Genomic DNA, 19511 nt, shown 5'->3' with positions numbered 1-19511 from the left:
TACACGTCCAGCGTCATCGACCCCGAGGCACCTGGACGCGGTGGCCAATCGGCTGGACGAGGCGTTCGCGGCGCGGGATGCGGACTATTTGCGGACTGGCACCACGAGCGGCGGGATGATCGACCTCGGGAAACGGCGAAGCCCAGGCCGATGACCTGGGCTTCCGTACCGAGCCGCCTGACCGAATCGAACCGCCGACCTAGGCATTACGAGTCGGTTCCGGGGTGCTGGTCTACCGCTTGGTCCTCGCGCCCGCCGTCGTGCCCGGGTTCGCTGTCGTCCGCTCATGCTCGCCGGTTTGGCTGCTCGCTTGGCTGCTCGGCGCAACCGTGGCATCTCGCTAACAGGGCCTGGTCCGTCTGTGCCATGAGCCTCATTCCTCCGGCCAGGAGCGAGGTTCGATCACCCACGGCTGGCCTGGGTTCCTCCGATAGGCCGCGTGACCGAGCGGGAGGCCGGCGAGTTGAGCCACGGATGAGTTCTGCTCGACGACGTGCCTGATACATGTCACGACTACTGCGCCAGGCGTTCGGATCGTTAACGCCGTCGCCGACGATCCAGGAGTTGTCGTCGGTGTGGATCACCTCGCGCGCCGGCTCACTGCCCTCTAGCACCGTGCGTTGGACAACTGCCCCAAGGCTGTCAGGGAACTTGACAGGCCTCCGGCCTACCGCGACGTCTGGCTCTACAGGGGGACGGTGATCGCTAGCTGGGTACGGCCGCGAGAAGGCAGCGCCGAAGGCGGCCGCTAACTCACTTGGCAGCTACTTCTCCGGGGTGCCAGGACCAACCTCGCCACGCTTCAGGTGCTCGGCGTTGCGGTCGGCTTCGCTGTGTGCGTGTGCAGCCGCGGTGCCCGGGTCGGTGGTTCGGCGTCCTTCTGCGTCCTGATACACCTCGCCGCTCTCGAGCGCTTGCTCCTCCTGCCGCCGACTCTCGGGTGTTGTCATGACCACCCAATTACCCTGCCCTTGCACCAGCAAACAGCCGCACCGGCGACAACATCAGACTTGAGCGGCAACACCCGCAACAACATATTGAAGCGGGCGGTGTGGCTACCGGCAAGGCCGTGAGTAACCCTCCTGGCCGTGAGCTTCAACAGCGAAGCACGGAAGGTGCGGGATCCGTCGCTGCCGTACGGGCACCGCGTTCACGCACTCCGCTGCTGCGTGCAGCTCTATCGGCCGCTCGGCTTCCTCGCAATGGACTTCACCGCTGTACGGCGACCAGGTCGATGCGCGGCTCGCCTTGGCGGCGTCTGCGACATTGAGGGCATGGACAACCGTTTCCGCAAGCTGCCGCCGCGGATCGAACCTCGGTACGAGACACACGACGTCTCCGACCCGCCGCCGTTGCCCGACGTGCCCCAGACGATCGGGTTGACGCCGGCTGGCCAGGTCGCGGATTTGGAGCGGCTGGCCATTGCCATCGCCCGCCACCCCGGCCGGACCGGGCCGGCACCCCTCGTCCGCGACCCGGCGCAGCACGGACGGCGTCGCTGGGTGTTGGTCGCCCTCTTCGGCGCCCTTGCACTGGGGATGGTCGCCGTGGCGGTGATGAACCAGACCGGCTGATCGTTCCGGCTCGCTGCCTCACCCGATGTGCCCCACACTGCCAGGAGCGGCCGAGCTGGTTAGCCTCGCCCCGCGCTGCCCGGCCGTTCCGCTGACGTCCAGGGAAGTCCGGCCGAGTGCGGCGGGGTTGACTACTCGCTTGGCTACTCGGATGTCGGCGGCGTCGATACTTGCTGTCTACTCATCGACCTGGTCCTCATCGCCCACGCACGGCAGCAGGCTCCGAGCCCGCACGTGCGCGCTCTGCCTCGCCGGCATACCTTGTTGCGGCGCGGCTCGGAGTGCGAATCATGGACGCCTGCGAGGCAGAGGCGGGACGTAGGTACCCGCCGATCAGACGAGGCATCGCCTGAGTACCGGGGGTACATCCCTCCGAGCCGTGCTTTCGCACAGGGAACCAGCGGATTTGGTCTTCGTCGAGACGAAAACCGCGCGGGCCCGTCGGACATTGCCGCTGCCGCCCACCGTGTTGGCAGCCCTACGCCGCCATCAGGAGCGCCAGGCGGAAGAACGTCTCGATGCCGACAGTTGGGCCGACCCTGGCCTGGTCTTCGCGACCCGCGTCAGCACCCCGATCCATCCACGCAACGACTACCGCTCATTCCGAGATCATCCGGCAAGCCCGCCTCCGGCAGGTCCGGCTGCACGACCTACGGCACACGGCGGCCAGCGTCCTCCTCGCCCAAGGCGTGCCCGCCCGCGTGATCATGGAAATCCTCGGCCGCTCACAGATCAGCGTGACGCTCAACATCCACGCACATGTCGCCCCCGAGATCGCACGGGAAGCGGCGACACGGCTGGAGGGGGCGCTGTGGTCGAGTGAGTGAGGTGGCTGCTCGTTTGGCTGCTCGGCTCTTTAGCGCCATGGAAAAGGCCCAGGTCATGATCGGCGATCTAGCCGGTGACGTGGGCCTTCTCTAGCGCCGCCTGACGGAATCGAACCGTCGACCTACGCATTACGAGATCAAGTTGCCTACCTCGGTCTACCTGCCCAAACCCGGCGTGGCCTGCGGAAATCCCTCTCGGTATCTCTCAGCGTCGGTGGTCGGGGTCCGGCCTCTTGAGGACTAGACGAGTAAGTCCGAACTCCTTGGTTAGTGGTCGTAGGCGATCAGGGACCTGGTGACGGCTTGGCCGGTGGTGCGGTTGTGCCAGATTGCGGCGGTCATCGCGAGGAGGCGTTGCGCGACGCGGACGGCGACGCCTTCGATGCTGCGTCCGCCGTGTAGTTCGAGGTCGAGTTGGCCCTTGAGCGTGTCGTTGACCGACTCGATGAGTTGCCGGATCGGTTTCAGGAGGTGTTCGCCGGGTCGTGGTGTGCGGTTGCGGTAGGACGGGCGGAGCATCCGGACTCCGCGCTCAGCCAGCCAGCGGTCCAACTCGGCGGACACGTAGCCCTTGTCCGCGATGATCAGCAGCCCGGGACGTTGCGAGATCAGGTCCGGGTCGTCTTCAAGGATCGCGGTCAACACCTGCCGTTCATCGATTTTCGGGTTGGCCAGGGCCCAGGTGATCGGCAGGCCGGACGGGGTGCAGACCAGATGCAGGCGCAGGCCCCAGAAGAACCTCGAGTGCGAGGCGCAGTAGCCGTAGCCGGCCCACCCGGCCAGGCCCGAGCGTTTCACCGTCGGCCGGGACCGGCCGCACTCCACCGGGGTCGAGTCGACGACCCAGGCGCCGTCGGTCCACAGGTCGGTGTCCTCGGCGACGGCTCGGATGGCGCGTTTGAGTAGCGGCAGCGCGGCCCGGAGGCGTTTGTTGTACCCGGACTGGCCCGGCAGGTACGGAAACGCGCCAGGTAGGTGACCGGGGACGAACCGCAGCCAGCGGGCCTCGGAACGGACCCCGAGCAGGACCTGCGCCACTGCCAGGGTCAGCAGCTCAGCGTCGGACAACCGCGGTGGCCGTCCGGCCCGGGGCGGCCGTCCCAGCCAGTCATCGATCTTCACGTACAGTGCGGTCAGAAGGGTGTTGAGGTCGGTCGTCACAAACTGATCTTCAACACCCTTCGCCTGTCTGCACAGACCCGAAGGACTTCGGACTTACTCGTCTAGATGAGGACTGATGCCAGTGCGTGCCGCCATCTGATCCGTAGATTCTCAAGACCACTTCGCAGCCATTCGGCAGTGTTCGCGACGGCCTGGTCGCCGTGTGCGCGGGAACTGGATCGGTTCGATCTCGTCCGACCCCGTTCACCCCGGTGGCTCCCACCAGTGGCTCCCAACCCATGCCCTCTAGCAGGGGCCGGCGGAAGCGGGCTCCCTACGCTAGGTTGGTGAGCCATGCCGGGCTCGATCACTCTCCTATGGACGCAGATCGCCGAGTGGTTACGGAAAAGCGCGCCTCTCACGTTCGAAAAGCTCAACCCTCCCGCGGATGACCAGGCGCTGGCTGAGCTCGCCTCAGAATTGGGCACCGAGCTTCCACTTGATTTGGTGGAGCTGCTCCAGAACTTCAACGGTTCCGACGACGGACGAGGTGTCACCGGCATAATCCTGCTTCCGCCGGGCTACTACATGATGGATAGCTCGTGGATCGCTCGCGACACCCGACAGAGAGCGTCAATCTGGGGCGACGCCTGGCGCCCGACCTGGATCGCGTTCGGAAGCGATCTGTGCGGTGGCTGTCTTGTCCTCGATACTCAGCCGCAGCCACTGTATGGGCGGATATTCGAGTTCAACAAGGTCGAAGGCCCGTTCGGTTCGGCGTGGGCCAGCCTGAACGATCTGCTCACGGAGATGTTGGCTTTGCTGGAAGGACGAGCCGCCGGCTTGGCTCACCGAATCCCCTACAACTATCCCCGGGCGCCGGATCCCCTGAAGGCCGTTGTCCAAGACGGGGAATTGGAGTGGGAACGTGGGATAGGAGATTGGATACCGGGGTGAGACCGTGGTTGACGGCCCCACTCCTGATCAGGGCGGGACGGCCTCGGGTTTAGAAGAAGATCGCGGATGGCTGGTCAGGTGGCCTCGCCCCTGGTCAGCCCGTCTGCCGTTGTCGGGCAGCGTCGGCGCCAGCCGACGGTCTTGGCTGTACGGATGGCTGTACCGGTTGCAGGGCCAGCGGTCTGTTAGCCGCGGTAGTCCTCGAACTCCCATAGACCAATCCGGCCGACCTTCTCAGCGAGCTCGGTCCGGCTGGTCGCCTCGACGTTCCCGATCAGCTTGCGCAAGGCTGCCTCGACGGGCGCCGGCGAGAACTCTGCCACGAACAGCCAGTGCCGCCCCACCAGGAAGGGCTGTCGGACCAGTAGGTCGACCAGGGCGGCAGGGGTGCATGCACTCACCTGGTACTGCTCCTCACCTGGCTCCCCTACGACGCCGACGTACACCTCGACCAGTTGCAAGGTGTTCCGAGGATCGAAGGGTTGGTCGGATTCCATGTCCGGGAACCGGACGTGTCGCACTTCCGCACGCATGGAGGCAAGCTACCGCCCGGCCTCACCGACGACACGCGGATTATGAGATCAAGCTGCCCACCCGGACGACCTGGGCGCATGGGGTCCTAGCAGCGGAAAGACCTCTCGACATCTCACACCACTCACCCGCCGTCCGTCGACCTCTTGCGGACTGGATGCGGACCGCACGCCCAACTGACGGCCGGCGCTACTCCTCCGCCGGCAAGTCGTGAAACCACCGCCGAGACGATGCGGGCACCAGCAACAGACCGACGACGACTGACGCACCAACGATCTGCAGCAGGCCTGACCCTTCAGCCTTGGTGATCGCGACGACGCCGTACACAACGCTGGCGGTCGAGAAAACGGTTGTCCAGAACCGGGCCCGCCCGCTACCACGCCACAGGCCGTAAGCCAACGCCAGGAGAAGAAGCACCCCTATCAACCCGCTGGCCATGGATGGACCAGTCGTAAACATCATCGACGCCGGGAGCGCGGCCGCCACGAGCAAAATCACGGAGGCGGCGGCGACCGGCATAGGAACGCGTCGCTGACTTTGCTCGATCATCGGCTCATGGTAGGCGTCGTTCGCCCGGTCCACTAGAACACCGGCCGCCGGCTTCGACCAGGTGCTGGGTCACGTGCCAACAGAGGACCTGACCCGCCTCGGATTTGCCGGCTCTGCCGGCGGCAGCAGGGCTAGTGCGTTAGGGGCTTGGCGGATCTCCTCGTCGGGCAGTCGTAGACCGTCCAGCATCCCCGGACGGGGACAAGGTGGAGCGCCCTACCGGACGGACGACCTTGGCCCCGTCCGGGGAGGCTGGTAGCCCTTGTGGTGCCCGGCGAGGGGATCCGCGGCGGCATCTCTGAGGAGGGCCGGGGTTCGGGGCGGAGCCCCGAGGTCTTCAAAGGCCTTGTCATCCCTCAGCGTGGCCGGCCGGCCCGGCCGATGCCGGCCGGAGGTCGCCAGCAGGCCGGGGCCGGGCCGGCGCGGCCCGCTTGCGGGCCGCCTTGATCTGATAGAGCGGAATTCGGCAGTGTTCGGGCTTGCGCCAGCCCGTCCTTGGGCGGCCCGAAGCCCGGGCCGATCCGAGGTTGGGGTACTCAGCGCCTGGTCTCGTACCTGGTCAGGACCACGCCGTCAGGGAACGTCCGGGTCTCCACCAGGGTCAGGTTCACCCAGTTGTCCAGGGCCGCAAAGAACGGCGTGCCGCCACCTACCAGGACCGGATGGGTGACGATCGCGTACTCGTCGATCAGCCCGTCCCGCATGGCCACTGCGGCGAGTGTGGCGCCGCCGATATCCATGGGGCCGCCGTCCTCGGCCTTGAGCCGGGTGATCTCGGTGACCGCGTCGCCGGTGACCAGGCGGGTGTTCCAGTCGACCGTGCTGGTCGTCGAGGAGAACACCACCTTCGGCATGTCCCGCCAGCGGCGGGCGAACTCGATCTCCGCCGGTGTGGCACCCGGCTGCTGGTCGGCGGTCGGCCAGTGGGAGCTCATCGTCTCCCACAGTTTGCGCCCGTACAGCGCCATGCCTGTCGCCCTCACCCGGTCGGACCACCACTGGAACAGCTCGTCGCTCGGCACACTCCAGCCGAGGTCGTCGCCGGGCGCGGCGATGTAGCCGTCCAGGCTCAGGTTCATGCCGAAGGTCAGTTTTCGCATGGTGTCAGCCTCCCGTGAGTCGGTACTCGGCGTACAGACCAGCACGGCGCGGAAGAATCATCGGTCAGGCCACACCGAGGGTCGGTTCACCACCACGCCAGGACCCCGTAGCGCCAGGACGGCGATACGATCTCCGCACTTATCTCTGCGGGCCTTGCGGTCGGGTCGGTCGACCTCAACCACGGTGACGCCGGCCTGGCGCAACATCCGCGCCAACGCTGCCCCATAGGCGCCGGTGCCCTCGACACCGACCCGCTCCACCCGGCCGAAGCTACGCAGCCACGCCAACAACTGCCGATAGCCGGCCGGTGTGGTCGGGAACGAACGGTCGGCCAGCTGTCGGCCCACCTCGTCCAGCACAGCAGCGTGGTGGGTGTCGCCGTGGGTATCTACGCCGCCGATCGCGACCGGATGCTGCGCCGTGTCTCGTTGTTCGGTCATGCTTGGTTGTGCCGTCCTTTCCGCTCGCACCGGGTGGGCGGCACGCGCCGGTCGGGCGGGCGGACAAGACAGTGATGGGGCCTCTCGCACGGGCTCCTACGAGGTCACGGCGCCCGTCCGGCCGCGTGCACAACAACGGCGCCGAGCAGGCCGACAGATCGGATCCAGGACAGCCGAAGCGTCGGTCAAGCATCGAGTCAGACCCGCTCGGTGCCGCCGAACATATCCTCACTGTCAAGCATGTCCTGCGCTTCTTGGTCAACTAGCGCTCTCGCCAGGTCTGCCATGCCGGCAGTCCCTTCAACGGTCGCTTCCGCCCCTGCCGCAACCAGCAGGTCTCGCTTGCCCGGCTTGTTGGCAGAGCCGATCGACCTCACCCCAGCCGCTAGTGCTCCCTCTACGTCCGCTGGGGAATCCCCCACAAGCACGCACCCTGCCACCTCCGCATCCAAAGCTTGGACGGCCGGCAGAATCGGTGCTGGGTCCGGCCTCATACGGCTTGGGTTGGCGTGAGTTCGGCCAACGATGGTCGCGATGTACCGGGCGAGCCGGTGGGCGACGAGGTAACGCTCGATGGCGGCCGCTGAATTGTTGCTGACGATGGCGATCGGACGGCCAGCCTCGTACGCGGCGACAATGACCTCCCGTGCGTAGGGCGTCGGCTTGGCGCCATCGACCGCGGTTAGCTCAGCCCGGCACAACTCGTTTTCAACGCGCTCCACCAACCATGGCGTGCCGATGGTCGCGGTGAAGCGGAGCACTTCGAGCGGGTCGTCAACGGCTCGGATGTGCCCGGGGATCTCGACGGTGTGCGCGTCAATGACGCGACGCAGCTCGTCCGCGACGGTGAAGTCGGCGAGGGTGGCGAAGACGGCGCAGACCGGACCATCGAAGTCGAGCAGGATCGGCCCGGTGTCGCTGAGGACCTGGGCGACGGTGTATCGCGGGTTCATGGCATGTAGTCGCGAGCAATGGTCGACCACATGGAGTCAAACCACGTGCGGGCCTGGTCGACGTACTGGGACGCGTCGGAGGCATCGTCGTCGCTGACGGCCCGGTGGAAGAGCGTGGCGTCTTTGCCCATCGGGTCGTAGATAGCCACGGGCTGACCTTTGATCATGACGGTGTGCTCTACCACCGGGTAGAAGCCGAAGAAGACTTCGTCGCCGTTGAGGATGTAGAGCTTGAACAACGGCGCTGCTCGGTGTACTCGCACCTCTGCCACGGCGTCCTTGACCAAGCCAAGCTCTCCGAGTTCCCGGACCGCCTCGACAATGGCTTCGGTGTGCCGGCGGGTGATCCGCTCGGCGCGCTCGCGTACGCCGGGCTCGTCGGCCTGCGTCTCGGCCAGGCACGGCAGTGCCATCGGCTCCCTGGTGTCGGGGAGCAGGATGCGGACGGTAATGGACTCGGAGTCAGCCGCCCTGCGCGGATCTTGTCGAGTGGCTCGGTCAGCACTCCGTGCAGGGTCTCGCCGGAGAAGCCAGCGAAATCGATCGTGACGTGGGCAGACTCGAAGACCGCCTCGACATGCGGCCGCAGCCCTACCGGGCGCTCGGTTTGCGCGCGGACAAAAGCGCCGCTGCCCTGGCGGGTGACGATCAGGCGCTCGTCGCGCAGGATGCGCAGCGCGGTCTTGATCGTTTCACGGGCGACGTTGTAGCGCTCGGCCAGGTCGGATTGCGACGGGAGCCGCTCGCCGGGCTCGAACTTGCGTGTACGGATCGCAGCTCAGAACATTGGCGATCTCCCGAATGTCGGCGGATGGCCGGCGGGCAGAGCTGGAGGAAGCGCGATGGCAGTTCCCAACACGATCAAGGTTCCGGTTCCGTTCGATTACGTCTTCCCGCACGGTGCGCTGTGCCTGGGTGTGGAGGCGGTGACGGACTTCGACAAGCGCGGTCAGGGTGATGACCAGGCGGGTGACAAGGACACGGGCGAGCGGCTGTGGGTGGTCAAGGTCGCGGCACGGATGCGGACTATTTGCGGACTGGCACCACGGACGGCAGCGTGATCGACCTCGGGAAACGGCGAAGCCCAGGCCGATGACCTGGGCTTCTGTTCCGAGCCGCCTGACGGAATCGAACCGTCGACCTACGCATTACGAGTCGGCCCCCGGCTGCTGGTCCGCCGCCTGGTCCTCCCGTTCGACAAGGTGCCCCGATCCGTGAGCGTCCGCCGCTGTTCGCCGGTTTGGCTGCTCGCTTGGCTGCTCCGTGCGGTTCTGGGGCGTCACACCGCGTCGCCTCGATACATGTACAAGCTGAGCCGAGGTGGGCTGGCAACAGGGCAGACTGCTCCTGTACTGCTCCGCTTGGTCCAACAGTTACCAGAGGTGTGGCCATGGGTACCAGGCATGTTGGGCGGTACGACGGTAATCGGCATACAACTCACCGCCGGCGCGGCAGTCGCGCAGTGAGTAATTGCTGCCGCGACTACACGCAGCGCGGGGCCCAGCGGTTGCAGGCCTGCTCTCTTCGAAGGGATGACGGTCGTGGCCGATCACGAGGACGAGTGGAGGCGGATCATGGGTGCTCGGCCCGGCCCCGAGGACGGCAATCGCATCATCTTCGGCGGTGAGCTGAGGCTGATGGGCTGCTTCGCCTTTCTCGTGGCGGTCCTGATGCTGACCGGCCCTCGCCCTCCAGTGGGTCGCCCGGCACTGACAGCGGCGGGCGGCGGCATGATGGCGGAATGGCGGCTGTAGAAGCGTGGTTCCTGGGCGGACCGGTCGATGGGAGGCTGATGCCAGTGGAGGTCACGGCCGAAGATCAGCGTGACGCTCAACATCTACGCACATGTCGCCCCCGAGATCGCACGGGAAGCGGCGGCACGGCTGGAGGGGGCGCTGTGGTCGAGTGAGTGACATGTTGGCTGCTCGTTTGGCTGCTCGGCTCTTGAGTGCCATCGAAAAGGCCCAGGTCATGATCGGCGATCAAGCCGGTGACCTGGGCCTTCCTATGGAGCCGCCTGACGGAATCGAACCGTCGACCTACGCATTACGAGTGCGTCGCTCTAGCCGACTGAGCTAAGGCGGCAACGATCGTCAAGTGTACGGCACACCCCCGCCCCGGGCCGAACGGGATCCCCGGGGACCGGGATCCGGACATCGAGGAACGTTCGGTCGTTCGCCGGACAGCGCTCGCAGGCGGGCAGGACTACCCTGCGGCGGGTGAGCGACGATCACGTACCGGAGCAGCAGCCGATCCCCGAGGCGCACCCGGGCGAGCGGGCGGCGCGCCGGCCGCGCAGCAGCGATCCGCTGGAGCTGGGCTTCACTCCGCGCAAGCCGGTGCCGTGGCTGGCGCCGTTCCTGCTGATCAGCACCGGCATCCGTACGCTGCTGGCGATGCTCTTCGGGGCGTACCTGGACAAACGGGAGTTGCAGAACGCGTTCGGCGACGGGATCTTCCGCCAGGTCGGGCCGGACGGCGGGCTCTGGCTGGACTACGTGGCCGACCTGGGCGACGGCTTCGACGCGACCTATTCGGTCGCCTACCTGCTCGCTCAGCCGGAGCTGACGGTGGACGGGCACCGGCTGCCCCGGGCACAGACCCTGGTGATGGGTGGCGACCAGGTCTATCCGTCGGCGTCCTACGAGGCGTACGAGGACCGGTGCAAGGGGCCCTACCAGGCCGCGCTGCCGGTGTCGCCGCCCGAGCGGCCCACGCTCTTCGCGGTCCCCGGCAACCACGACTGGTACGACGGCCTGACCGCCTTCCTGCGGCTCTTCGTCCGCTCCCGGGACCGGCACTTCGCCGGCTGGGGCACCGGCCAGTCGCGGTCGTACTTCGCGGTGGAGCTGCCCGCCGGCTGGTGGCTGCTCGGCCTCGACGACCAGTCCGGGTCGTACCTGGACGACCCGCAGCTCACCTACTTCGACGAGGTGGCCCGCAAGCTCACGCCGCGGTCCCGGGTGATCCTGGCCGTGCCGGCGCCGACCTGGGTCAAGGCCGCGGACCATCCCACGGCGTACGACTCGATCGACTACTTCATCCGTACGATCATCGCCCCGACCGGGGCCCAGGTGCGGCTGCTGGTCTCCGGCGACCTGCACCACTACGCCCGCTACACCGGCCCGGACCGGCAGCTGATCACCTGCGGTGGCGGCGGCGCCTACCTCTACCCCACGCACAAGCTGCCGGAGCGGCTGGAGGCGCCGCCGCGGGACACGCTCGCCCGCCGCGCCAGCCCCACCCGGGAGTACGACCTGATGGCCCGCTACCCCGACAAGGACCGTTCCCGGCGCTACGGCTGGGGCATCTTCGCCCGGCTGCCGTTCCGCAACCCGGGGTTCACCACCCTGATCGGCACGCTGCACACGCTGCTGATGCTGGCCATGGCCGGGGTCACGGCGAACCGGGTGGGCACCACGGAGCAGCGGCTGCTCAGCGTACCGCTGGTGATCATGCTGGTGGTGACACTGCTGAGCGCGGCGTTCTTCGCCAAGCCGCCGAGCGCGGGCGGGAAGCGGCACGCCCGGCACTGGATCCTCGGCGTCGGCCACGGCCTGGCGCACGTCGCGTTGGCCGCCGCGGGCACCTGGGCCTGGTTGGAGCTGCCCCTGTACGACTGGCCGTGGCCGCTGCCCGCGGTCGCCGCGGCGGTCGTCTACGGTCCGGTGATCGGTCTGGTCTCCAGCCAGGTGGTGGCGCTGTACCTGCTGGTCGCGGGGGCGTTCGGGGTGAACGTCAACGAGCTCTTCGCCGGCCAGGGCATCGAGGACTCGAAGTCCTTCCTCCGGATGCGCATCGACCCCGACGGCACCCTCACGCTCTACCCCATCGCCCTGGACAAGGTCTCCCACACCTGGCAGCTCAACCAGGACCAGTCCCCCAGCGCCTCCTGGCTGACCCCCAGGACCCCCCTGACCCCCCACCTCGCCGAACCCCCCATCACCCTCACCTGACGCCCACTCGTGTCGACCAAGAGGTTGCGTCCGGAAGGCGGCCCCGGGCGACGCGAACTTCTTGATCAACCCGCCGAGGGAGCGGGCGGGGTCAGGGGGTGTAGTGCTGGTCGTGGGCCTGGCGGGGGGCGCAGACGGAGGCTCGGCTGCAGGAGCAACGGGAGCCGTCGGCGTCCAGGCGGACCGTGACCGAGTCGCGGGGGACGCTGTGGCCGACGACCTTGCCGTCCCCCTCCGGCGTGGTGACGCGGCTGCCGATCGCCGGCGCGGACTCCTGGAACCGCTGGTAGAGCGGGTGCTCGTACTTGAGGCAGCACATCAGCCGGCCGCACGCGCCGGAGATCCGGAGCGGGTTGAGCGGCAGGTCCTGGTCCTTGGCCATCCGGATGGTGACCGGCTCGAAGTCGTTGAGGAAGGTCGCGCAGCACAGGTCACGGCCGCAGGAACCGATCCCGCCCTGCACCCGCGCCGAGTCCCGGGCGGAGAGCTGCCGCAGCTCGACCCGGCAGCGCAGGGTCGCCCCGAGGTCGCGGACCAGCGAGCGGAAGTCGACCCGGTGCGGCGCGGTGAAGTAGACGGTGGTCCGGTCGCTGCCGGTGTCCGGCGCGCCCAGCACGTGGTCGATCGCCACCACCTTCATCGGCAGGCCGTGCTCCCGGATGAGCCGCTTCGCGGCGACCTTCGCCTCGGCCTTGCGCCGGCGCAGCAGCTCGTCGCGGCGCAGATCCTCCTCCTGAGCCAGCCCGGCCAGCTTGGGGAAGCCGTCGGTGTCCTCGGTGACCCACTGCGCGGCCCAGACGCACTCGGCCACCTCGGGCCCGTCGTCGGTGGGCACCAGCACCCGGTCGCCCACCTGCGGGCGCAGCTCGCCCGGGTCCAGGTAGTAGAGGCGCCCGTACCGGTTGAAGCTGACCGCGCAGAGCATGCCCATGCCCGTCACCCTACGACGCGGCAGGCGCGCCGGCCCGGCCGGGCGTCGCCGGACGGTCACGGTTCGCAGCGATCCACGATCGTCGACTCGACCGACGTACCCCCACCCCCTCGTGCCGTTGATCCTCGCCCGGACGGCTGAATCAGGACCGACACGGGGGACAAACCGCGGCTGAGGGCGTTGAGTGAAGGCAGACCTGCGGGGGGTGCAGGGGAAGGCCACGGCGTCGCCGCCGGAGCCCGGTCACGCCGGCCCGGTGCGCGACGCCGTGGCCCGTGCGCGCCCCGGCCGCCCGTCGACGCGGCTCAGCGCTCGATCCGGGTGGTCCCGCCGTACCGGGGCGCGGCGGCCGTAGGCTCCCGCCAGGTCGTCTCGGCCAGGCTCGGCGACCACTGCCGCAGCAGCGTCTCCGCGCCGTCGTACGCCACGCCGAGCACCGCCAGCACCCGGGTCGCGATCTCGGCCGCCGCGTACGCGCCGGCGGGGTCGGCGGCCCCGCCGGACCGGGTGGCCGCGAGCACGGTGAGCGCCTCGGCGGAGCGCAGCACGTCGGCCAGCGCCCGGGCGAGGGCGAGCCGGCTCCCCTCCACCCACTCGGCCAGCGCGTCGGCGTAACCGGCGGTCGACTCCAGCCGCCCCACCAGGCTCTCCGGCCCCTCGTCGAGGTGCCGGAGCAGGGCCCCGCGCGCCTCGTCGTACGCCGAGGCGGCCGGCCCGGACCAGGCGACCGGATCGGTGAGGGTGGCGCAGGCGTCGTCGTACGCCCGGACGAGCCGGCGCACCGCGTGGCCGGCGGTCGCCAGCGGCGCGGGATGCAGGTCGAGGAAGTCGCGCACGGCGTCGCCGGGGAGCACCTGCATGCGGCGCAGCAGCGGCCAGAGCCGGTGCCCCTCCGGCGCGCCGGCGGCGAGCAGCGCGTCCACCCGGGCGAGCAGGTCGAGGCCCGGTTCGGCGAGGCGGTCCAGGGCGTCCATCAGGCCTCCCCGGTCAGCCGCCGCCGGGCGGTGTCGTCGACGGCGGTGTACCGGTCGGCGGCGCTGCGCAGCGCGTCCGCGGCGGCGGCCAGCCGGGCGGCGGCGGCGCCGGCCTCCCGGGCCCGGTCGTCGGTGGCGGCGGTCCACCGCAGGTGCAGGGCACGGCCGATCTCGCCGGGCCGACCGGACGCCTGGGCACCGAAGGCCGGGTGGGCCGGATCGCTGGCGGTGACGGCGTGGGCGAGGCTGGCCAGGGTGGCGCTCGCCTCGTCCAGGCGGGCGGCCAGGGCGTGCAGGGTCTCCACGTCACGCCCCCGCGAGCGGCCGGTACGCCGCGAAGGTCTCGTTGTGCAGCTTCTCCCGGGCCCACTGCGCGGCGTCGGCGGCGGCGGTCACCGCGGACTGCACGGAGCCGGCGACGTCCCGTGGGTTGCGGGCGTGCAGCGGGCCGAGGAAACGCACGTCGGTGATCCGCCCGCCGGCGGTCACCACCACCTCGACCAGCCCGTCGGGCGAACGGACGGTGACCTCGACCGTCGCCACCGCCTGGTCGAACTCGGCCTACAGGGACTCGATGCGCCGATAGCGCCGCACCGCCTCCTCGATCCAGGCCTCGTCGATCTCCCCGCGTGGCATCGGCGGACTCCTCCCGGCAGACCCTCACTGAGCGTGCCGCCACCGTCACCACGGCACACCGGACCGTACCGCACACGAATCGCGACTGTCGATGCCCTGTGGACGACGGTCGGTGGGGGAGGATCAGCCCTTCCAGAGGGCGAGCATCATCGCCTCCACCGCGATCCGCGGCTTCACGTTCGCCTCGATCGCCGCCCGGCACTCCAGCACGGCCTCCAGCCGGCGCAGCGCCCCCTCGGCGTCCCACTTCTGCGCGCCCGCCCCGGCCAGCGCGGCGGTGTCGGTGTGCACCGGCGCGACCGGCGCCCGCAGCGCCATGGTGAGCGCGTCCCGGTAGAAACCGGCCAGGTCGACCAGGGCCCGGTCCAGGGCGTCCCGCTGGGCCCGGGTGGCCCGCGACTTCTGCCGCTTCTCCAGGTCCTTGAGCTGGCCGGCGGCGCCGCGCATCGCACCGGCCGCGCCGCGGCCGGTGCCGCCCGCGCCGAGCGCGGTCTGCAACGCCGACCGTTCCGCCTCGTCGATCTCGGTGACCGACGCCGCGGCCTCCGCCTCGGCCGCCTCGATCAGCGCGGAGGCGGCGTCGAATGCCGCGCCCACCCCGGTCAGCCGGCGCGGCACCGCGAGCACGGCGTCGCGGCGCTGCCGGGCCTCCGGATCGCGAGCCAGCCGCCGGGCCCGGCCCACGTGCCCCTGCGCGGCCGCCGCCGCCCACTCCGCCACGTCGGGCGCGATCCCGTCCCGGCGTACGAGCACCTCGGCGACCGCCGCCGCCGACGGCTGCCGCAGCGGTACGACCCGGCAGCGCGAGCGGATGGTCACCGAGATGTCGTCCGGGTGGATGGACGGGACGCAGAGCAGGAACACCGTCCGGGGTGGCGGCTCCTCGATCGCCTTGAGCAGCGCGTTGCCGGCCCTTTCGCCGAGCCGGTCGGCGTCCTCGATGATCACCACCTGCCACCGCCGGCCGGACGGGGTGCTGGCCGCCCGGAGCACCAGCGCCCGTATCTCCTTGACGCTGATGGAGAGCCCCTCCGGCACCACCAGGCGCACGTCGGCGTGGGTGCCGGTCAGCGTGGTGTGGCAGCCGGGGCAGGCGCCGCAGCCGGTGCCGTGCGCGCACTGCAACGCGGCGGCGAAGGCGCGGGCCGCCACCGACCGACCGGAGCCGGGCGGCCCCGTGAAGATCCACGCGTGGGTCATCCCGGCGCCGGGTTCCGGCCCGGCCGGACCGGCGGCCTCGTCGGCGTATCCGTCGAGGTCGTCGGGCGCGGACCGGACCGCCCCGGCGGGGGCCGAGGCGGAGGCGCGCAGCAGCGCGGCGGCCGAGGCAGCGGCGCGGCGCAGCGTCTCGACGGCCTCGTCCTGCCCGACCAGGTCGGCGAAGACGTCCGGCATCAGGTGGGGTGCTCCATGGTCACCATCTCCGCGTCGGATAACTCCGGCTGGACCGTGGTGTCCGGCCCGTGCGCCGGGCGCGGGTGCACGATGGCGGTCGGGTCGACCAGGAACTCCTCCACCCGCCGGGTCACCGCGTCGGCGATCTCCTCGACCGGGCGGGACGCGTCGAGCACCAGGTAGCGCTTGGGGTCGGCGGCGGCCAGGTCGAGGAAGGCGTACCGGACCCGCTCGTGGAAGGCGACCGACTCGGCCTCCAGCCGGTCGGCGGCCTGGCTGCGCGACTCGACCCGGGACAGGCCGGTGTGCGGGTCGACGTCGAGGAGCACCACCAGGTCGGGCTTGAGCCCGCCGGTGGCCCACGAGGAGAGCCAGGAGACCTCCTGCACCGGCAGCGTACGACCGGCGCCCTGGTACGCCAGGGACGAGTCGACGTACCGGTCGCTGATCACCACCGCGCCCCGGACCAGCGCCGGGCGGACCACGGTCGCGACGTGGTGGGCCCGGTCGGCGGCGTAGAGCAGCGCCTCGGCGCGCGGCGACGGCGCCTCCGCGCCGGCGGTGTCCAGCACCAGCGAGCGGATCCGCTCCCCCACGCCGGTGGCGCCCGGCTCCCGGGTCACCACCACGTCCCGGCCCTGCTCGCGCAGCCGCTCGGCGAGCGCGAGGAGCTGGGTGGACTTGCCGGCGCCCTCACCCCCCTCGAAGACCACGAAGAGGCCGCTGGAGACGAAGGGCTCGGCCGGCATCAGCGGACGACCCCGGATCGAACCCCAGAGGTCGGCCAGGACCGGCACGCCCTTCTTGTCGTCCATCTGACCGAAGGCGCTGATCCCGGCGAAGATGCCGGCGGCGCCGGCGGCGAGCAGCAGCAGCCGGGTCGAGGAGACGGAGACGCCCAGGTCGGCGATGGTCAGCTTGCGCGAGCCACCGACGCCCACCAGGAGACTGCTCAGCGCGATGGCCAGGATCAGCACCAGCCGGGTGCCGATCTGCACCACCGCGAAGACCCGGCCGCGCACCTCGTCGGCGACCTCGCCGCCGAGCAGCGTGGTGCCGGCGAGGAAGGCCATCCCGGCGCCCGCGCCGACCAGGATCGCGCCGAGGATCGCCATCGACAGGTGAATGGCGAAGGCGAGCACCAGCACGGAGGCGCTGGCCAGCACGATGCTCATGCCGAACCAGCGGCGCCGGGACATGTCCCGGACGATCATCGGGCCGATCCCGATGCCGACGGCCAGACCGATGAAGATGGCGCCGAAGAGCATGTAGAAGGCGGCGTCACCGGCGCCGAGCGAGGCGGCGAAGAACTTGGCCGTGCCGATGACGATGCCGCCGCCGGCGAACGCGCCGAAGATGCCGAGCACCAGGCCGCGGACCAGCGCGGTCTGCCTGATGAACTTCCAGCCCTCGGTGAACTGGCTCATCATGCTCTGCTCGGTGCGTTCCCGCTCGCCGGCCTGGGCCCGGCTGATCTCCTTGATGCCGAACGCCACCACCAGCGCGGTGGCCAGCCGGGAGAAGGCGTTGAACCAGAGCGCGAGCTGGGCCGGCTCGGCCCAGCCGGGGATCTCCCCGTCGGCGAGGCCCCGCACGCTGCGGTCGAGCACCGCCAGGCCGATCGCGGCGGCGATCGGGGTCAGGCCGTAGGTGGTGATCAGCGTGAGCTGGTTGGCGGTCTCCAGCCGGGCCCGCGGGATCAGGTTCGGAACCGCGGCCTCCTTGGCCGGGATCCAGAGGAGGGTGACCGTCTCGATCAGGAAGGTGGCGACCGCCGCCCAGCTGACCACCACCCCCCCGCTGGCGCCGGTGAGCGCGAGCAGCGGGATCGAGGCGAAGAGCAGGAAGCGCAGCACGTCGCAGATGACCATCGTCCAGCGCCGGTCGAACCGGTCGGCGAAGACGCCGGCCACCGGACCGAGCACCAGTGCCGGCAGCAGCCGGACGGCGATCAGGCTGCCGAAGGCGGCGCCCTTCGCGGTGCTGCCGGAGACCTGAGCGGCGGCGAAGACCGACGTGGCGAGCAGGCCGAGCCAGTCGCCGAAGGAGGCCGCGCCGAGCACGATCCAGAGCCGGCGGAACGGCCGGATGCGCAGCACCGAGCGGATCGCGGCGGCGCCGGACCGGTCGGTCTGGCTACCGGGCGACGACACGCCGGGCGACTCGCCGTTCTTCTGGCTTTCGATGGCCGTACCTCCACGTGCCGGCCCAGTGCTGGGCATCCCCGGTGGAACACTCTAGTCCCGGTGGGTAACGGCCCCACCCGCGACATTCGCCTGCTCGCCGAGCCTAGGCCGCTGCCACCACCGACCGCAGCCCGGACAGACGCGAGGGTATTTCGCATTGACGCCCAGACAGTTAGCGTGCAGACGTGGCCACCGAAAGTGACAAACTTCGCGATCGCCTGGATCGGGCGACCGCCCACCTCGACCCGCCGTACGCCGTGGTCGACCTCGCGGCCTTCGACGCCAACGCGACCGCGCTGGTCGACCGGGCCGGCGGCAAGCCGGTCCGGGTCGCCAGCAAGTCGGTCCGCTCCCGGGACCTGCTGACCCGGGCGCTGGACCGGCCCGGCTGGCGGGGGGTGATGGCGTTCACCCTGCCCGAGGCGATCTGGCTGGCCCGGACCGGCGTCTCGACCGACGTGCTGGTGGCGTACCCCACCGCGGACCGGGGCGGCCTCGCCGAGCTGGCCGCCGACCCGGCGCTCGCCGACGCGGTGACGCTGATGGTGGACGGCACCGAACAGCTCGACCTGGTCGACGCGGTGTGCCCACCCGGGCGCCGGCCGGCGCTGCGGGTCTGCCTCGACCTGGACGCCTCCTGGCGACCACTCGGCGGTCGGGTGCACGTCGGGGTCCGCCGTTCCCCGGTGCACAGCGCCCGGGCCGCCGGCGCCCTCGCCGCCGCCGTCGCCGGCCGGCCGGGCTTCCGGCTGGTCGGCCTGATGTCGTACGAGGCGCAGATCGCCGGCCTCGGCGACGCGCCGCCCGGTCAGGCCGTGCTGGGTACGGCGATCCGGGTCGCCCAGCGCGGGTCGTACCGCGAGCTGCTGGCCCGGCGCGCGGCGGCGGTCGCCGCGGTACGCGACCACGCCGACCTGCAGTTCGTCAACGGGGGCGGCACCGGCAGCGTGGCCGCGACCAGCGCCGATCCCGCGGTCACCGAGGTCACCGCGGGATCGGGCCTGTACGGGCCGACGCTCTTCGACGCGTACCGTGCCTGGCGGCCCACCCCGGCGGCCTTCTTCGCCTGCGCGGTGGTCCGCCGGCCGGCACCCGGCCTGGCGACGGTCCTCGGCGGCGGCTGGATCGCCTCCGGCCCCGCCGCCGAGAGCCGGCTACCCCGCCCGTGGCTGCCGGCGGGGCTGAAGCTGCTCGGCCCCGAGGGGGCCGGCGAGGTGCAGACCCCGCTGGCCGGCGTGGCGGCGGCCATCCTGCGGGTCGGCGACCGGGTCTGGTTCCGGCACGCCAAGGCCGGCGAGCTCTGCGAGCACGTCAACGAACTGCACCTGGTGGACGGCGACGTGGTGGTCGCCACCGCCCCCACGTACCGGGGCGAGGGTCGGGCGTTCCTCTGAGCTGCC

17 protein-coding genes, 1 tRNA gene and 3 pseudogenes are annotated in these 19511 nt (G+C 70.3%); 7 read left to right on the top strand and 14 right to left on the bottom strand.

Annotated features, from left to right (window positions below):
• Positions 1-1088: 1088 nt before the first annotated feature.
• Together EV384_RS06255 and EV384_RS06250 are read left to right on the top strand one after the other, a co-directional pair.
• Positions 1089-1574 (top strand): hypothetical protein, encoded by a 486-nt coding sequence (locus tag EV384_RS06255; RefSeq protein ID WP_130330974.1) that lies wholly within the window; start codon positions 1089-1091, stop codon positions 1572-1574.
• A 518-nt stretch (positions 1575-2092) separates the two neighbouring features.
• Entirely contained in the window at positions 2093-2401 is a 309-nt protein-coding gene (locus EV384_RS06250) for a tyrosine-type recombinase/integrase (protein ID WP_130330972.1), read from the top strand.
• 267 nt (positions 2402-2668) lie between these two features.
• Here EV384_RS06250 and EV384_RS06245 read toward each other — a convergent pair whose 3' ends face one another.
• Entirely contained in the window at positions 2669-3562 is an 894-nt protein-coding gene (locus EV384_RS06245) for an IS982 family transposase (RefSeq protein WP_130330970.1), read from the bottom strand.
• A gap of 294 nt (positions 3563-3856) precedes the next feature.
• Here EV384_RS06245 and EV384_RS06240 point away from each other — a divergent pair, with 294 nt between their 5' ends.
• Positions 3857-4459 (top strand): SMI1/KNR4 family protein, encoded by a 603-nt coding sequence (locus tag EV384_RS06240; RefSeq protein WP_130330968.1) that lies wholly within the window; start codon positions 3857-3859, stop codon positions 4457-4459.
• A gap of 185 nt (positions 4460-4644) precedes the next feature.
• On the opposite strand, the gene EV384_RS06235 is transcribed toward EV384_RS06240, so the two are convergent.
• From EV384_RS06235 to EV384_RS06210, 6 genes and pseudogenes are all read right to left on the bottom strand, one after another.
• Positions 4645-4992, bottom strand: coding sequence for an Imm8 family immunity protein (locus EV384_RS06235; RefSeq protein WP_130330966.1), 348 nt, complete (start codon positions 4990-4992; stop codon positions 4645-4647).
• 187 nt (positions 4993-5179) lie between these two features.
• A complete protein-coding gene (locus tag EV384_RS06230; protein WP_130330964.1) occupies positions 5180-5539 on the bottom strand; it encodes a hypothetical protein in 360 nt (119 codons plus the stop codon).
• Positions 5540-6075: 536 nt separating this feature from the next.
• Positions 6076-6639 carry a dihydrofolate reductase family protein gene (locus EV384_RS06225; protein ID WP_111135932.1) on the bottom strand — a complete coding sequence of 188 codons (564 nt, stop codon included), beginning with the start codon at positions 6637-6639 and terminating at the stop codon, positions 6076-6078.
• 144 nt (positions 6640-6783) lie between these two features.
• Positions 6784-7080: pseudogene (locus EV384_RS06220) on the bottom strand (IS110 family transposase); the annotation flags it as partial.
• A gap of 197 nt (positions 7081-7277) precedes the next feature.
• Positions 7278-8033 carry an HAD family hydrolase gene (locus EV384_RS06215; protein ID WP_130330962.1) on the bottom strand — a complete coding sequence of 252 codons (756 nt, stop codon included), beginning with the start codon at positions 8031-8033 and terminating at the stop codon, positions 7278-7280.
• Positions 8030-8811: pseudogene (locus tag EV384_RS06210) on the bottom strand (GntR family transcriptional regulator); the annotation flags it as partial. The gene EV384_RS06215 and the pseudogene EV384_RS06210, both read right to left, overlap by 4 nt.
• 64 nt (positions 8812-8875) lie before the next feature.
• On the opposite strand from EV384_RS06210, the gene EV384_RS06205 reads away from it, so the two are divergent.
• Together EV384_RS06205 and EV384_RS06200 are read left to right on the top strand one after the other, a co-directional pair.
• Positions 8876-9094, top strand: coding sequence for a hypothetical protein (locus tag EV384_RS06205; RefSeq protein ID WP_130330960.1), 219 nt, complete (start codon positions 8876-8878; stop codon positions 9092-9094).
• A 480-nt stretch (positions 9095-9574) separates the two neighbouring features.
• A complete protein-coding gene (locus EV384_RS06200; RefSeq protein WP_130330958.1) occupies positions 9575-9787 on the top strand; it encodes a hypothetical protein in 213 nt (70 codons plus the stop codon).
• A gap of 254 nt (positions 9788-10041) precedes the next feature.
• Here the strand turns inward: EV384_RS06200 and EV384_RS06195 are convergent.
• Positions 10042-10118, bottom strand: a tRNA-Thr gene (locus EV384_RS06195).
• A 134-nt stretch (positions 10119-10252) separates the two neighbouring features.
• On the opposite strand from EV384_RS06195, the gene EV384_RS06190 reads away from it, so the two are divergent.
• The gene (locus EV384_RS06190) at positions 10253-11989 is read left to right on the top strand and encodes a metallophosphoesterase family protein (protein ID WP_130330956.1); all 1737 of its coding nucleotides are present in this window, start codon (positions 10253-10255) and stop codon (positions 11987-11989) included.
• Positions 11990-12080: 91 nt separating this feature from the next.
• On the opposite strand, the gene EV384_RS06185 is transcribed toward EV384_RS06190, so the two are convergent.
• The 6 genes and pseudogenes from EV384_RS06185 to tmk all read right to left on the bottom strand — a co-directional run bounded on the left by EV384_RS06185 (position 12081) and on the right by tmk (position 18078).
• Positions 12081-12920, bottom strand: coding sequence for a PSP1 domain-containing protein (locus EV384_RS06185; RefSeq protein ID WP_130330954.1), 840 nt, complete (start codon positions 12918-12920; stop codon positions 12081-12083).
• Positions 12921-13225: 305 nt separating this feature from the next.
• Positions 13226-13894: a hypothetical protein gene (locus EV384_RS06180; RefSeq protein ID WP_130330953.1), complete on the bottom strand. Its 669-nt coding sequence runs from the start codon at positions 13892-13894 to the stop codon at positions 13226-13228.
• Complete coding sequence (locus EV384_RS06175) at positions 13894-14199, bottom strand: type VII secretion target (protein ID WP_130330951.1); 306 nt, start codon at positions 14197-14199, stop codon at positions 13894-13896. Before EV384_RS06175 ends, EV384_RS06180 begins: the two co-directional genes overlap by 1 nt.
• 1 nt (position 14200) lies before the next feature.
• Positions 14201-14530: pseudogene (locus tag EV384_RS06170) on the bottom strand (YbaB/EbfC family nucleoid-associated protein).
• 123 nt (positions 14531-14653) lie between these two features.
• Positions 14654-15925, bottom strand: a complete 1272-nt coding sequence (locus tag EV384_RS06165; protein WP_130330949.1) for a DNA polymerase III subunit delta' — start codon at positions 15923-15925, stop codon at positions 14654-14656.
• Complete coding sequence (gene tmk / locus EV384_RS06160) at positions 15925-18078, bottom strand: dTMP kinase (protein ID WP_278045588.1); 2154 nt, start codon at positions 18076-18078, stop codon at positions 15925-15927. Before tmk ends, EV384_RS06165 begins: the two co-directional genes overlap by 1 nt.
• 218 nt (positions 18079-18296) lie before the next feature.
• Here tmk and EV384_RS06155 point away from each other — a divergent pair, with 218 nt between their 5' ends.
• Entirely contained in the window at positions 18297-19505 is a 1209-nt protein-coding gene (locus EV384_RS06155) for an amino acid deaminase/aldolase (RefSeq protein ID WP_130330947.1), read from the top strand.
• The last annotated feature ends 6 nt before the right edge of the window (positions 19506-19511 follow it).

Source organism: Micromonospora kangleipakensis (assembly GCF_004217615.1).
In the GTDB taxonomy this organism is placed as follows: domain Bacteria; phylum Actinomycetota; class Actinomycetes; order Mycobacteriales; family Micromonosporaceae; genus Micromonospora; species Micromonospora kangleipakensis.
Note: the sequence above shows the minus strand (reverse complement) of the source record. Positions and strands in the feature narration are given on the sequence as shown.

Excerpts from the sequence above, each read along its gene's own strand:
- EV384_RS06250 (WP_130330972.1), top strand. The coding sequence starts at position 2,093 with ATGCCGACAGTTGGGCCGACCCTGGCCTGGTCTTCGCGACCCGCGTCA.
- EV384_RS06240 (WP_130330968.1), top strand. The coding sequence starts at position 3,857 with ATGCCGGGCTCGATCACTCTCCTATGGACGCAGATCGCCGAGTGGTTA.
- EV384_RS06235 (WP_130330966.1), bottom strand. The coding sequence starts at position 4,992 with ATGCGTGCGGAAGTGCGACACGTCCGGTTCCCGGACATGGAATCCGAC.
- EV384_RS06230 (WP_130330964.1), bottom strand. The coding sequence starts at position 5,539 with ATGATCGAGCAAAGTCAGCGACGCGTTCCTATGCCGGTCGCCGCCGCC.
- EV384_RS06225 (WP_111135932.1), bottom strand. The coding sequence starts at position 6,639 with ATGCGAAAACTGACCTTCGGCATGAACCTGAGCCTGGACGGCTACATC.
- EV384_RS06215 (WP_130330962.1), bottom strand. The coding sequence starts at position 8,033 with ATGAACCCGCGATACACCGTCGCCCAGGTCCTCAGCGACACCGGGCCG.
- EV384_RS06205 (WP_130330960.1), top strand. The coding sequence starts at position 8,876 with ATGGCAGTTCCCAACACGATCAAGGTTCCGGTTCCGTTCGATTACGTC.
- EV384_RS06185 (WP_130330954.1), bottom strand. The coding sequence starts at position 12,920 with ATGGGCATGCTCTGCGCGGTCAGCTTCAACCGGTACGGGCGCCTCTAC.
- EV384_RS06180 (WP_130330953.1), bottom strand. The coding sequence starts at position 13,894 with ATGGACGCCCTGGACCGCCTCGCCGAACCGGGCCTCGACCTGCTCGCC.
- EV384_RS06165 (WP_130330949.1), bottom strand. The coding sequence starts at position 15,925 with ATGCCGGACGTCTTCGCCGACCTGGTCGGGCAGGACGAGGCCGTCGAG.